The organism is Cupriavidus sp. YAF13 (assembly GCF_052113425.1).
Taxonomy (GTDB): Bacteria; Pseudomonadota; Gammaproteobacteria; order Burkholderiales; family Burkholderiaceae; genus Cupriavidus.
Genome location: NZ_JBFRDD010000033.1, coordinates 33,856 through 47,465, shown reverse-complemented (window position 1 = coordinate 47,465; position 13,610 = coordinate 33,856). Strand labels below are relative to the sequence as shown.

General features: G+C 67.9%; 13 protein-coding genes. 9 read left to right on the top strand and 4 right to left on the bottom strand.

Going from position 1 to position 13,610, the window contains the following annotated elements:
- Window positions 1-47: 47 nt before the first annotated feature.
- Both AB4061_RS24770 and AB4061_RS24765 read right to left on the bottom strand, forming a co-directional pair.
- Window positions 48-782, bottom strand: coding sequence for a GntR family transcriptional regulator (locus AB4061_RS24770; RefSeq protein WP_441638442.1), 735 nt, complete (start codon window positions 780-782; stop codon window positions 48-50).
- A 410-nt stretch (window positions 783-1,192) separates the two neighbouring features.
- Window positions 1,193-2,704, bottom strand: a complete 1,512-nt coding sequence (locus AB4061_RS24765) for an efflux transporter outer membrane subunit (RefSeq protein ID WP_441638440.1) — start codon at window positions 2,702-2,704, stop codon at window positions 1,193-1,195.
- Window positions 2,705-2,862: 158 nt separating this feature from the next.
- On the opposite strand from AB4061_RS24765, the gene AB4061_RS24760 reads away from it, so the two are divergent.
- The 7 genes from AB4061_RS24760 to AB4061_RS24730 all read left to right on the top strand — a co-directional run bounded on the left by AB4061_RS24760 (window position 2,863) and on the right by AB4061_RS24730 (window position 9,302).
- Window positions 2,863-3,396 (top strand): winged helix-turn-helix transcriptional regulator, encoded by a 534-nt coding sequence (locus AB4061_RS24760; protein ID WP_441638438.1) that lies wholly within the window; start codon window positions 2,863-2,865, stop codon window positions 3,394-3,396.
- A 59-nt stretch (window positions 3,397-3,455) separates the two neighbouring features.
- Window positions 3,456-4,568 carry an HlyD family secretion protein gene (locus tag AB4061_RS24755; protein WP_441638436.1) on the top strand — a complete coding sequence of 371 codons (1,113 nt, stop codon included), beginning with the start codon at window positions 3,456-3,458 and terminating at the stop codon, window positions 4,566-4,568.
- The gene (locus AB4061_RS24750) at window positions 4,565-6,199 is read left to right on the top strand and encodes a DHA2 family efflux MFS transporter permease subunit (protein ID WP_441638434.1); all 1,635 of its coding nucleotides are present in this window, start codon (window positions 4,565-4,567) and stop codon (window positions 6,197-6,199) included. The genes AB4061_RS24755 and AB4061_RS24750 overlap by 4 nt, the downstream gene beginning before the upstream one ends.
- Window positions 6,200-6,225: 26 nt before the next feature.
- A complete protein-coding gene (locus AB4061_RS24745) occupies window positions 6,226-6,453 on the top strand; it encodes a hypothetical protein (RefSeq protein ID WP_441638432.1) in 228 nt (75 codons plus the stop codon).
- Entirely contained in the window at window positions 6,453-7,640 is a 1,188-nt protein-coding gene (locus AB4061_RS24740; RefSeq protein WP_441638430.1) for a thiolase family protein, read from the top strand. The genes AB4061_RS24745 and AB4061_RS24740 overlap by 1 nt, the downstream gene beginning before the upstream one ends.
- Before the next feature lie 85 nt (window positions 7,641-7,725).
- Window positions 7,726-8,274, top strand: a complete 549-nt coding sequence (locus tag AB4061_RS24735; RefSeq protein WP_441638428.1) for a winged helix-turn-helix transcriptional regulator — start codon at window positions 7,726-7,728, stop codon at window positions 8,272-8,274.
- A gap of 89 nt (window positions 8,275-8,363) precedes the next feature.
- Window positions 8,364-9,302, top strand: a complete 939-nt coding sequence (locus tag AB4061_RS24730) for a 2-dehydropantoate 2-reductase (protein ID WP_441638426.1) — start codon at window positions 8,364-8,366, stop codon at window positions 9,300-9,302.
- On the opposite strand, the gene AB4061_RS24725 is transcribed toward AB4061_RS24730, so the two are convergent.
- Window positions 9,299-10,258, bottom strand: a complete 960-nt coding sequence (locus tag AB4061_RS24725; protein ID WP_441638424.1) for a cupin domain-containing protein — start codon at window positions 10,256-10,258, stop codon at window positions 9,299-9,301. The genes AB4061_RS24730 and AB4061_RS24725 overlap by 4 nt on opposite strands.
- A 168-nt stretch (window positions 10,259-10,426) precedes the next feature.
- Between AB4061_RS24725 and AB4061_RS24720 the strand changes: the two genes are divergently transcribed.
- Both AB4061_RS24720 and AB4061_RS24715 read left to right on the top strand, forming a co-directional pair.
- Window positions 10,427-10,963 (top strand): carboxymuconolactone decarboxylase family protein, encoded by a 537-nt coding sequence (locus tag AB4061_RS24720; RefSeq protein WP_441638422.1) that lies wholly within the window; start codon window positions 10,427-10,429, stop codon window positions 10,961-10,963.
- 202 nt (window positions 10,964-11,165) lie between these two features.
- On the top strand, window positions 11,166-12,170 hold the full coding sequence (locus AB4061_RS24715) for a sulfate ABC transporter substrate-binding protein (RefSeq protein WP_441638420.1): 1,005 nt from the start codon (window positions 11,166-11,168) through the stop codon (window positions 12,168-12,170).
- 54 nt (window positions 12,171-12,224) lie between these two features.
- Here AB4061_RS24715 and AB4061_RS24710 read toward each other — a convergent pair whose 3' ends face one another.
- Window positions 12,225-13,472, bottom strand: coding sequence for a cation:proton antiporter (locus AB4061_RS24710; protein WP_441638418.1), 1,248 nt, complete (start codon window positions 13,470-13,472; stop codon window positions 12,225-12,227).
- Between the last annotated feature and the right edge of the window lie 138 nt (window positions 13,473-13,610).

Sequence of the window (13,610 nt, the reverse complement as noted above, 5' to 3'; positions counted from 1 at the left end):
CGAAATCGAGGAAGCGGATCGTTGCTATCTACCGGTTGCCCGCGCGCTCAGGCCGCATGCCCCAGCGGGCTCAGCGCCTGGCGCAGCGGATCCGGCGGGGCCGCCGGCGTGGCGGCGCTCAGGCCAGCCTCGACGTGGCACAGGTGGGCGTCCATCAGCGCAATGGCGCGCTCGGTATCGCCCGCGGCCAGCGCCGCCACGATCAGCGCATGCTCGGCGCAGGACTCGTTGGCCTGGTGGCTGGACTGGTAGCGCATGGCAATCAGCGTGGTGCGCGCCGTCAGGTCGCGCAGCGTGTCGGCCAGCAGCACATTGCCCACGCATTCGCCCAGGCACACATGGAAGTCGCCCAGCAGGTAGCTGCGCAGGGCGGCGTCGTCGGCGCTCAGCGCGCGCTGCTCCTGCGCCACGTGCTCCTGCAAGCGGCCGATGGCAGCGGCGGAGACCGGCGCCGCATAGCGCAGCAAGCCAAGCTCGATCGCGCGRCGGGCGGCAARCGCCTGCCGGGCCTCCTGGCGCGAAGGCTCGATCACAAACCAGCCGCGCCGGGCCGACACCGTGACAATGCCGCGCGCCGCCAGCCGGGTCAGGGCTTCGCGCACCAGCGTGCGGCTGACGCTGAACAGCCCGGCCAGCGCCTGCTCGCCCAGCCGCGTGCCGGGCGCCAGGCGCTGGGCCAGGATCGATTGCGTGATGCGTTCGGCAATTTCGGCGGAAGTGCTGCCGCGGACGTGGCCGGCGGCATCGCTGAAGGTTGGCATGGAGGGAGCGGCGAAAGTCATGCCAGCCTCAGACGCAAGAGGTATGCCAGACTTATATACAACCGTGATGTGCAGGTTTTGTACACAAAACGGCCTTGGCCCGGGCTGGGCGCGCACCAGTTGGGCGCGGCTTATGCCGCTGGCGAGTGCAGGTGCACGGCAGTGGTGCGGCGAGCGCTGCCGGCAACGTGCTCAGGCTGCGTGTGCAAGGCGCGCGTGGAGCCCGAGGCCCTTGCCGAGAAAGGGCCGCGCGGCCTGGGCGTGGGCATCAGCGTCGACGATTTCGGCATGGGCTACCGGCATGGGCTACCGGCATGAGCTACCGGCATGAGCTACCGGCATGAGCTACCTCTGCTTCGGGCCGCTCGCATCCGAGGACGTTTCCATCTTGCCGAGGGAGCCCGGTACCGCCCAGGCCCGGCCTGACCCGATTACCACCCGCCGCCGAGCGCGCGGAACGTCGCCACCGCGGCGCGCGCGTTGTCGGCGTGCACGCGGGCCTGCTGGTCGCGCGCGGCCAGCAACTGGCGCTCCTCATCCAACACCTCGAACAGGCTGACGGCCCCGCCCTTGTATGCATCTTCGGAAGCGCCGCGCGCGCGTTCGTGGGCGTCGATCTCGGTGCTCAGTTCCTTGCCCTGCGCTTCCAGCTCGGTCAGCGTGACGATGGCATTCTCCACGTCTTCGGTGGCGCGCAGCATGGCCTTGCGGTAGTTGACCAGCGCCTCGGCGTTGGCGCCTTTGGCTTGCGCCACTTCGGCATCCACCCGGCCGAAGTCGAACAGGCGCCAGCGCAATCCCGCTGCCGCCACCGGCTGGAACGCGGCAGCGGAAAACAGCTTGCCGCCGCTCAGGCTCTCAAAGCCGAGCAGGGCGGATAGGGACAGCTTGGGGTAGTACTCGGCCGTGGCCGCGCCGATGCGCGCGCTGCTGGCGGCCAGCCTGCGCTCCGCCGCGATCACGTCGGGGCGGCGGCGCAGCAGGTCGGCGGGCCCCTGGGCCACGGAGATGGCCGGCACGGCCACGCCATTCGGCAGGGGGCCAAGCTCGGCTGCGTAGGTGCCCGGCTGCGCGCCCATCAGCACATCGAGCCGGTTCAACTGGGTTTGCAGCTCGATCCGCAAGGGGGGGATGGTGACGCGCGCCTGCGCCACCAGCGCTTGCGCCTGGGCCAGCTCGCGGCTGGACGCAAGCCCGTCGTGCAAGCGCAATTGCACCAGGTCCAGCAGCTTGTCGTTGTTCGTCACCTGCTCCTGCGCAATGGCAATGCGTTGCTGCGCGCCGCGCACGCGGAAGTAGGCATCGGCGGCCTCGGCCGCCACCGAGATGCGCGCGCCGAGCTGGTCGGCCTGCGCGGCCTGCGCCTCGGCGTCGGCCGCCTCCGCGCCACGCCGCAGGCCGCCGAACAGGTCGATCTCCCAGCTCGCGCCCGCGCCTACATCGTAGAGCGCGGCATTGCGGTCGTAGCCGGGGAACTTGCTCGCGATCCTGCCTAGCGGGCTTTCCAGCGACTGATGCACCTTGGCCGCCTGCGCCGACAAACTGCCTTGGGGCAGCAACTGCGCGCCGGCCTCGGCGGCAGCGGCCCGTGCCTGCTGCACGCGGGCAAACGCGGCGGCCAGGTCCAGGTTCTGGTCCAGCGCGCGCTGGACGATGCGCGTGAGCGCGGGATCGTCGAATCCCGTCCACCAGGTATCCAGCGGTGGCGCCGGCGGGCGCGTGGCGCGTGCGGCCAGCGCATCGGCATGCGGGAAGCTGGCTGGGGTGTCGGCCGCGGGCGCCTTGTAGTCCGGACCGACGGCGGCGCAAGCCGCCAGGCCAAGCGCCGTCAGCGCTGCCGCGGCAAGCGCGGTGGCCCGCGCCGCGTGCTGGCGCAGGTGCCGGTACGGCTGCGGCTGCGGCTGTTGGGGCGCGAACCCGGGGCGGGGCGGGGTACGGCTCATGTCCATCTCCTTCAGGGATTCTGGGATTCAGGGAAACCAGGAAGCGGCTTGATCGCCGCCCCAGTGGTTTTGTTCAACAAGTTACTTGCATGATGATATTTACAACTCTATACTAACTTTCATCTTGATAGCAACCTGATTTCCCGGAGGTGGCGAACATGCAGAAGAAGCCGCTCGACAATGCGCCTTGCCCCATTGCCCGCAGCCTGGCGCGGGTGGGTGAGCCGTGGAGCATCCTGATCCTGCGGGAGGCGTTCTATGGCAACAGCCGCTTCGACGAATTCCAGAAGCAGCTGGGCATTGCGCCCAACATGCTGGCGCGCCGCCTCGAAACCCTGGTGCGCGAGGGCCTGCTTGCGCGGCGCCAGTACTGCGCGCGGCCACCGCGTTTCGAATACCTGCTGACTGACCGGGGCCGCGAATTCCGCCCGGTGATGCTGGCGCTGCTGGCCTGGGGCAACCGCCACTTCTCGCCCGAGGGCGAGAGCGTGCTGCTGGTGGACCGCCAGACCGGCGCCACCGTTATCCCCATCCTGGTGGATGCGCAGACCGGGCATCCGATCACCGATGCCGATCACGTGGTCGTGGCCGGCCCGGCCGCCAGCGGGGGCGTCCGCGCCAAGCTCGAAAAGTCGGCGCGGGCACGCGCGGCCCCCATCCCCGATGTCCCGCAGGCAACAGCCCATATGTGAAAGCACAGCAGCGTTAGCGCGTTGAAGCAAAAGTTAGAGCGAAAACCAGAGGAAGCGTCATGACAAGCGATATCACCGCCGAGCGTGCAGGCCCGGCGCCCATCCCCGTTACCAGCAAGCCCCGCATCAGCCGCAAGCGGCTGATCATGACCGGCGCGCTCATCGCCGCCGGCCTTGGCGCCGCCGCCTATGGTCAGCACTGGTGGACGCACGGCCGCTTCCTGCAAAGCACCGACGATGCTTATGTCGGCGGCGAAGTCACAGTGATTGCGCCGAAGGTGCCGGGCTACCTGGCGCAAGTGCTGGTGACCGACAACCAGCAGGTGCATGCCGGCGACTTGCTGGCCCGCATCGATGACCGCGACTACCGCGCCGCGCTGGCCAAGGCGGAAGGGGCGGTGGCCGCCCAGCAGGCGCTGCTGGCCAATCTGGACGCCACCCGCTCCTTGCAGGAAGCCGTGATCGGCCAGGCCCGGGCGGCGGTCACCGCGGTGAATGCCGACACCCTGCGCTCGCGCGACGACCAGGCTCGTTACCAGAGCCTGGCGGCCAAATCGGCCGTATCGGTCCAGAGCTCGCAAAAGGCCGACTCGGACTACAAGCAAGCTCTCGCCAACACGCAGAAGGCGCAGGCCAGCCTGCTAGCCGCGCAGCGCCAGGTGGACGTGATCAACACGCAGAAGCTGCAAGCGCAGGCGGCGCTCGCGCAAGCCGTTGCCGAGCGCGACATCGCCAAATTGAACCTGGGCTACACGGAGCTGCGCGCGCCCATCGACGGCACCATCGGCAACCGCCGCGCCCGCGTGGGCGCCTACGCCGCGGGCGGCGCGCAGCTGCTGTCGGTGGTGCCGGCGCGCGGCCTGTGGGTCGATGCGAATTTCAAGGAAGGGCAGCTTGCGCATCTGCGGCCAGGCATGCGCGCCACGGTGGAGGCCGATGTGTTGCCCGGCCGCGTGTTCCACGGCCGCGTGCTCAGCCTGGCGCCGGCCACGGGGGCACAGTTCAGCGTGCTGCCGCCGGAGAACGCCACCGGCAACTTCACCAAGATCGTCCAGCGCGTGCCGGTGCGCATCATGCTGGATGACAACGAGGCCGCGCTGGCCATGCTGCGGCCCGGCTTGTCGGTACTGGCGCAAGTCGATTCCCGCGCCGACGCGCAGGTGCAGCCATGAGCAGCAGCGTCCTGGCCGGGCCCGCGCAGGCCACGCAGCCAGTCGAGCCCGCTCAGCCGTCTGCGCCGGCGTCTTCCGCGGCCTCCATGAGCACGGCCGCCAAGGTGCTGGCCTTCGCCACCATGTGCGTGGGCATGTTCATCGCCTTGCTGGATATCCAGATCGTCTCGGCCTCGCTGCGCGACATCGGCGGCGGGCTGTCGGCGGGCACCGATGAAACCGTGTGGGTGCAGACCAGCTACCTGATCGCCGAGATCATCGTGATTCCGCTGTCGGGCTGGCTCTCGCGCGTGATGTCCACGCGCTGGCTGTTTGCCGTTTCGGCCGCGGGCTTTACGCTAACCAGCCTGCTGTGTGGCCTCGCCTGGAACATCCAGAGCATGATCGCCTTTCGCGCCATGCAGGGCTTCCTGGGCGGCTCGATGATTCCGCTGGTGTTTACCACCGCCTTCGCCTTCTTCGGCGGCAAGCAGCGCGTGATTGCCGCGGCCACCATCGGCGCCCTGGCCTCGCTGGCGCCCACGCTCGGGCCCACCGTGGGCGGCTGGATCACCGACAACTACTCCTGGCACTGGCTGTTCTTCATCAACCTGGTGCCGGGCATCTTCATCACCGTGGCGGTGCCGCTGCTGGTGCGCGTGGACCAGCCCAACTGGTCGCTGGTGCGCGGCGCCGACTATCTCGGCATGACGCTGATGGCGCTGTTCCTCGGCTGCCTGCAGTACACGCTGGAAGAAGGCCCGCGCTGGGACTGGTTTGGCGACGACGTGATTCGCACCACCGCCTGGATCTCGGGCATGGCGGGCGTCGGCTTTGTCTGGCGCAGCCTGACCTACGCCCATCCGGTTGTGGACCTGCGCGCGCTCAAGGACCTCAACTTCGCGCTCGGCTGCTTCTTCTCGTTCGTCACCGGCGTGGGCATCTTCGCCACCATCTATCTCACGCCGCTGTTCCTGGGCCACGTGCGTGGCTTCAGCGCGCTGCAGATCGGGCTGGCGGTGTTCTCCACCGGTGTGTTCCAGGTCATGTCGATCCCCGTCTATGCGTTCTTCGCCAATCGTGTGGACCTGCGCTGGCTGATGATGTTCGGGCTGGGCTGCTTTGCCTTCTCGATGTGGCAGTTCTCGCCCATCACGCATGACTGGGGCGCGCAGGAACTGTTGCTGCCGCAGGCGTTCCGCGGCATGGCGCAGCAGTTCTCGGTGGCGCCGGCGGTCACGCTCACGCTGGGGTCGCTAGCGCCGGAGCGGCTCAAGCTGGCGTCCGGGCTGTTCAACCTGATGCGCAACCTGGGCGGCGCGATCGGCATCGCCAGCTGCGCGACCATCCTGAACGACCGCACCAACCTGCATTTCCAGCGCCTGGCGGAGCACCTGAACTACAGCAACGAGGCCATGGGCGCGCTGCTGCAGGCGGTGGGCAGCAATATGGCCGCGCTGGGCCACGACGTCGCCGACGCGCAGTCCGCCGCGCTCAGGCAACTGTGGGCACTGACCTGGCGCGAGGCGCAGACGCAGACGTTTGGCGATGCCTTCCTGGTCATCATGGTGTGCTTTGTCATCGCCACCGCCATGGTGCCGCTACTGCGCAAGGCGGGGCCGCCAGCAGCGCCGTTGGCCGATGCGCATTGAGGCCTTCCACCGCAGGGAGATCGATCATGAACACCCGTTTAACTAGCGCGCTGGCCTGTGCCACGCTGTTTGCCGCCATGGCTGCCCAAACCATCCACGCCAGCACGGAGCGCCCGCGCGACTCCGGCGTGGGATGCGCCCGCGCCGACAACCGCTACTGCAAGGCGCCGCAGGGTGCGGGCGCCGGCGATACGCAAGCGCAATGGCCGGCCGCTGCGCGGCCAGCTTCATCCACCAACCCAAGGAGCCTGTGATGAAAACCAGGGAAGTCGTGTTGTGCCACCCCGTTCGCACCGCCATTGGCGCTTATAACGGTTCGCTCAAGGCGACGCCGGCGACCGAGCTGGGCGCGGCGGTCATCCGCGAGACGGTGCGCCGCTCCGGCGTCGATCCGGAGCGGATCGGCAGCGTGGTGTTCGGCAATGTGATCCAGGCGGGCAACAGGATGAATCCCGCCCGGCAGGCGGCCATCGGCGCCGGCCTGCCGGTGTCGCTGCCGGCGATGACGGTCAACCGCGTGTGCGGGTCCGGCGCGCAGGCCATTGCCAGCGCCGCCGATGAAATCTGGCTTGGCCATGTCGACGTGGCGATCGCCGGTGGCATGGAGAATATGGACCAGGCGCCCTACCTGATGCCGGCCGCCCGCTGGGGCAGCCGCATGGGCGACGCGGCACTGCAGGACAGCATGCTGCGCGATGGTCTGGTGGACGCATTCTCGGGTGAGCACTCCGGCTGGCATACCGAGGACCTGGTGGCGCGTAACAAGATCAGCCGCGACGAACAGGACCGCTGGGCCGAACGCTCGCAGAGCCGCTTTGCCCGCGCGCAGGAGCAAGGCCGCTTTGTGGAGCAGATTATCGGTGTGCCCGTGAAGGCAAAGGGCGGCACGTCCACGTTCGACGTGGATGAAGCGATGCGGCCGGACACCACATTCGAGATTCTCAGCAAGCTGCGTCCGGCGTTTCGCAAGGACGGCACCATCACCGCGGGCAATGCACCGGGGCTCAATAGCGGCGCGGCCGCCATGCTGGTCGCCGAACGATCGCTGGCCGAGCGTCTTGGGCTGGCACCGATGGCCCGGCTGGCGGCCTATGGCGTAGGCGCCGTCGAGCCGGGCTTGTTTGGCCTTGGGCCCGTTCCGGCCGTGCGCCAGGCGCTGCAGCGCGCGCAATGGGCGCTGGGCGATGTCGAGTGGATCGAGATCAATGAGGCCTTCGCGGCCGTGCCCCTGGCAGTGGCGGGCGAACTCGGATTGCCGCTCGACATCATCAACGTGGAGGGCGGCGCGATCGCGCATGGCCATCCCATCGGCGCAACCGGGGCGGTGCTCACCACGCGCCTGCTGTACGCGATGCGCGCGCATGGGCTGCGCCGCGGCATCGTGACGCTGTGCATCGGGGGCGGGCAGGGCATTGCGCTGGCGCTCGAAGCCCTGGATTAAGCGCCACCGGTGGGGGCGGCATTGCGGCGTTTCAATCCAGCTATCATGTTGAAAGTATCAAGATGCCGGAGCGGAGCCCTCAACCATGCAAAGAAAAACCTTCAGGAACATGCAATGCCCCATCGCCCGCGGGCTGGAGCGGGTTGGCGAGTGGTGGAGCATGCTGCTGATGCGCGAAGCGTTCTATGGCGCGCGGCGCTTCGACGACTTCCAGAAGAACCTGGACATCGCGCCCAATATGCTCACGCGCCGCCTCACCGCGCTGGTGGAGGAGGGACTGCTGGAGCGCCAGCAGTACTCGGAGAAGCCGCCGCGCTATGAGTATGTGCTGACGCAATGCGGGCGTGATTTCCTGCCCGTGCTGCTGGCCATGCTTGCCTGGGGCAACAAGCACTTCGCGCCGGAAGGCCCCAGCGTGGAATTGCGCGACAAGGAAACCGGCAAGGTGGTCGATCCCGTGCTGGTGGATGCCGGCACGGGCGAGCGGCTGAGCTTCAAGCGGCATGCCCTGGTGGCGGGCCCGGCCGCCGCGGACGGCATGCGCCGGCGCCTGGCATCCGCCGCTGGTTTCCTGGGGGGCGTGGAGCAAGCCGGGGAAGCGGGCGACGCGGTGCTCGCCAGCGACCTGCCGTAGGCGCTTTGCACTGTCTTTGCACTGTCTTTGCACTGTCTTTGCGCTGTTAACCACTGTTAGGCAAGTCGGACATCGATGCGGGGAACGTCATGAAGATTCTGGTCCTGGGCGCTGGCGCCATGGGTGGCTACTACGGCGCTCGCCTGATGCAGGCGGGGGCGGATGTCACGTTCCTGGTGCGGCCACGGCGTGCCCAAGCGCTGGCGAGAGACGGCCTGACCGTGCGCAGCGAGCTTGGCGATATCCGCGCCGCCGTGAAGACGGTGCTGGCCGAGCACGCCAAGGCGGATTACGACCTGGTCCTGCTGGCATGCAAGACCTATGACCTGGACAGCGCGATGGCCGCGCTGGGCCCGGCACTGTCTGCCCGCGGGGGCAAGCGCGCGGCGATCCTGCCGCTGGTCAACGGGCTGCGCGCGTATGAGACGCTGGACGCGCGCTACGGCCGCGACAGGGTGCTTGGCGGCGTCTCGTACATTGCCACCACGCTGGACGCCTCTGGCGCGGTGGTGCATCAAGGCGCGGTCGACAGGCTCATCGTGGGTGCGCGTGCCGAGTCGGCACAGGGCCTGGCCAGCGCCTTCCATGCGCTTGCCGCCAGCACGCCCGGCACGCGCGAGTTGTCACCGGACATCGACCAGGCGCTGTGGAACAAGTGGGTGATGATCTCGGCCGGCGCGCTGATGACCTGCCTGATGCGTGGTGCCGTCGGCGAGATCGTCAGGACAGTGGACGGCCGCGCGCTGATGCAGCAGGCCATGGGCGAGTGCGCGGCGGTGGCGCGTTTGTCCGGGCACGCCTTGCCCGAGCCGGTGGCTCAGGCCATGGCCGCGCGCCTGCTGGACGAGGACTCGGCCTGGGCCGCCTCCATGATGCGCGATATCGCGCAGGGCGCGCCCCGCCTGGAGGCGTACGACATCGTCGGCGACATGGCGCAGCGTGCCGCGCGGCTGGGGCATGCGGTGCCGCTGGTGCGCATTGCCTATAGCCACCTGCAGGTCTACGAAGCGCAGCGCGCCGCAGCCTAGCGCGCCGAGGCCGCCTGCGCGGCGGCCGCGCGGCGCTCCCGCGCCGCACGCCGGAACATACCCGGCCCGACGCCAAAGTACGCCTTGAAGGCGCGCCCGAACGCGGCCTCCGAGGCATAGCCGCAATGCTCGCCGATGCTGGCTGCGGAGCCGCGGTCCAGCGTCAGCAGGCGGGCGGCCATTTCCATGCGCAAGGTGGTCACGAACTGCAGCGGCGTCTCGCCGCTGAGCAGGGTGAAGCGCCGCGCGAACGTGGCGCGCGACACATTGCACACCGCCGCCAGTGACGCCACCGACCACGGCTCGGCCGGCGCGCGCAGCACCGCATCGATCGCCTTGGACAGCCGCGCGTCGGCCATCAGCGCCAGCAGGCTATGCGTGACACCGCCCTGCGCGATCAGCGCGCGCAAGAGCAGGGTCAGCAGCGCGGTGGAGAGCTGTCCGATGACCGCCGCGCCACCTGGCTCGGGCGCCTGCGCCTCGCTGCACATCATGTCGATCAGCGCATGCAGCCAGGCGCAATCGGCGCGCTGCGCGGTGGCCACGCGCAGCACCGGTGGCAGGTTGCGTAACAGCATCGTGCCCGGCAAGCCCAGCACGAACGTGCCGCACAGCATGTCCAGCGGATGCGTGTCGCCGGGCATCGTCACCTCGGTCAGCAAGCCATTGAAGCGCGTCGTCTGGGCCGGCGCGCCGGCGGCCCCTTCGGTCCCCTCCGGCAGGCTGCGCAGCGTGTGCGCGCTGCCGTGGGGGAACAGCAGCACGTCGCCCGTATCGAGCGAGATGGCCTCTTGCGCCACCAGCGCGCGCGCCCGCCCGTTCAGGATGATGTGATACGGCAGGTGGCCGGCGGGCGCCGCCGCGTTGTCCACCCGCCAGTTGCCGGCGAAGTGGCAGTGCAGGTCGACGGTGCCGGCGGGCGAAAGCATGCGCACAAGTTCGGTCAGGCTATCCATGGCGGGAACGGTGAGATCAAGACGGATACGCGGTATTGAGATGATGGAGCAAGATAATGCGACGATTATATGCGGTAAGTCGCGGCTGGCGCGCCTAGACTTCAGTCCATGGAAGCAGCGCAACAAACACAGCGCGGGTCCATCAACCAACCGGAAAGGAGTGCCGTCATGTCCCGTCTTCACACCATCAACCCCGCCGAAGCCACCGGCCAGGCCGCCCAACTGTTCGCCGCCATCAAGGGCGCCGTGGGCAAGGTGCCCAACGCGTACGCGGTGATCGGCAGCAATGCCCCCGAGGTGCTGGCCCACGCGCTGCAAACCGGCGCGCTGCTCAAGAATGCGACGCTCAGCGCCCGTGAGCTCGAAGCGATCAACCTTGCCGTCAGCGAAGCTTCGGGTTGTGACTATTGCGTGGCCGCGCACACCATGACCGGCAAGATGGCCGGCTATACCGCCGAGCAAACGCGTGCGCTGCGCGCCGGCGAGTACCCGCAAGACAGCAAGATCGACGCGCTGGTCCGCTTTGCACTGGCCGTGGCCACGACTTCCGGCACGGTGCCCGCCAACGTCGTCGCCAATGTGCGCGAAGCCGGCTACACCGATCGCCAGATCGTCGAGAGCATCCAGGCCATCAGCGCGATCCTGTTCACCAACATGATCAACCGCGTCAACGATACGGTGATCGACTTCCCCAAGGTAGCGTGAGAGGTGAGAGGTGAGAGGTGAGAGGTGAGAGAGGGCGGACGGCGGGGTGATCGTGCCCCGCCTGTTGTCTTGTTCGCGTCTATCGACATGCGGAATCTTTCGTTCCGCTGTGATGCCCCTGCTGTGGACAATGAGGATCACGAGCGTCATGCCTGTCTTTTCGGCAAGACATTAATCCGATCGATCCTACCAGCGGCCATTCATGTCCCGACCCCGATCCCTACTCCGCATTCTCGCCACCGGCCTGCTGCTCGGCGCCACGTTTCCCGCGCTGGCCGACACCGCCATCCTCAACGCCGGCTACGACGTCACCCGCGAGCTGTACCGTGAGATCAACCCCGGTTTTATCGCTAACTGGAAGCAAGCGAGTGGCGAGACGCTGGTCATCAATCAGTCGCACGGCGGATCGAGCAAGCAGGCGCGATCGGTAGCGGATGGCCTGGAGGCCGACGTGGTGACCATGAACCAGGAGACCGACATCGACATCCTGGTGCAGCGGGGCGTGGTGGCGCAGGACTGGAAGAAGCGCCTGCCGGACAACGCGGCGCCGTACTACTCCACCATCGTGTTCCTGGTGCGCAAGGGCAATCCCAAGCGCATCCTGGACTGGGAGGACCTGGGCCGCGCTGGCGTGCAGGTGATCGTGCCGAATCCCAAGACCTCGGGCAACGGGCGCTACACGTATCTGGCGGCATGGGGCGCGGCCATCCGCAAGGGCGGCAGCGAGGCCCAGGCGCGCGATGCGGTGGGCCGGCTGTTCCGCAATGTGCCGGTGCTCGATACCGGCGGCCGGGGCGCGACCACCAGCTTCACGCAGCGCCAGCTTGGCGATGTGCTGGCCACCTTCGAGAGCGAGGTGCACCAGATCCGCAAGGAGCTGGGAGACAGCTTCGAGGTGGTGTACCCAAGCCAGTCGATCATCGCCGAAGCGCCGGTGGCTGTGGTCGATAAGGTGGTGGACAAGCGCGGCACGCGCAAGGTGGCCACGGCTTACCTGCAATACCTGTGGTCCGATGCGGGCCAGGACGTGATCGCCCGCCAGTTCTACCGGCCGCGCTCTGCGGCGATGCTCAAGGCCCACGCGGCGCTGTTCCGGCCGATCCAGCTGTTCTCCGTCAGCGATGTGTTTGGCAGCTGGGCGCAGGCGCAGACCCGGCATTTTGCCGATGGCGGCGAGTTCGACAAGATTTACCAGAGCCGGCTGTAAGCCAGGCACGGGCGGCGGGTGAGTCCCGCCGCCCGCTTGCCGATGCCGTCTCCGCTATGGCTTCGGGCTCAGGCCATTCAGGTGCTTGACCAGCTTGCCCAGCGTGGTGGCCTGGATCAGCAGGCTGAACACCACCACCAGGTAAGTCACGCCGATCAGCATCTCGCGGCCGGCGAACTCCGGCAGCGATAGCGCCAGCGCGATCGAGATGCCGCCGCGCAGCCCGCCCCAGGTCATGATGGTGGCCGAGTGCGGATTGAGCCGGCGGAAATTCTGCAGCGCCAGCAGCGGGATGGCCACGCTGATGCCGCGGGCAATCAGCACCACGGGAATCGCCGCCAGCCCCAGCCAGACGATATGCAGCTGCAGCGACAGCGCGATGATCTCCAGCCCGATCAGGCCAAACAGCACCAGGTTGAGCAACTCGTCCAGCAGGCCCCAGAAATTGAACAAGTGCTCGCGGGTTTTCTCCGACATTGACTTGCTGGTGCTATGGTTGCCGATCACCAGGCCCATGATGACCACCGACAGCGGCGCGGACACGTGCACCGTCTCGGCCAGGCTGTAGCCGCCGGTGGCGAGCGCCAGCGTGATCAGGATCTCGACCGGATAACTGTCGATCCCGCGCAGCAGCATCGACGCCACATAGCCCACCACAACGCCCAGCACCACGGCGCCCAGCACTTCGCGCACCAGCGCGAGCGCCACGTGCGAAGCAGAGAATTCGGTGGCGCCGGTCGCTAGCCCCACCAGGGTCAGGAATGCCACCACCGCGGTGCCGTCGTTGAACAGCGATTCGCCCGCAATCTTGGTTTCCAGGCTCTCCGATGCGCCCGCGTTCTTGAGCACGCTGAGCACGGCGATCGGGTCAGTAGGGGAAATCAGCGCGCCGAACACCAGGCACCACAGCAGGCTGACCGGGTGGCCCAGCCACTGTGCGACATAGAAGAAGCCGAACCCGACCGCGGCGGTCGAGATCACCACGCCAACCGTGGCCAGCATGACCACGGCCCGGCGCTGCCGGCGCATGCGCGAGAGGTCGACGTGCAGGGCGCCGGCGAACAGCAGCAGGCTGAGCAGGCCGTGGAAGACCACGTCGGAGAAATCGATCTGGGCCACGAGCTTGCGGGCCTGCGCGACCATTTCAGGATGGTTGAAGCCGAGGATGGACACGCTCAGGCAGGTCACCAGCCCGACGGCGGTGATGCCCAGGGTGTCGGGCAGCTTGATGAAGCGGTGGTTGATGACGCCGAAAATGGCGATGAGGGTGAAAAGGGCGCCAGTCCCTTGGAATACAGTCATGCGGGGAGTTCTCCTTGCCTTGCGGGGCGCTGATCGTGATGTCGTGTGGATTTTATGCCACATCGACGATGCCAGTACTCAGGATATTTCCTCAAACACGCGCCAAAGCCGCTGAGCAGGCCAAAGCCGCGCGCCATG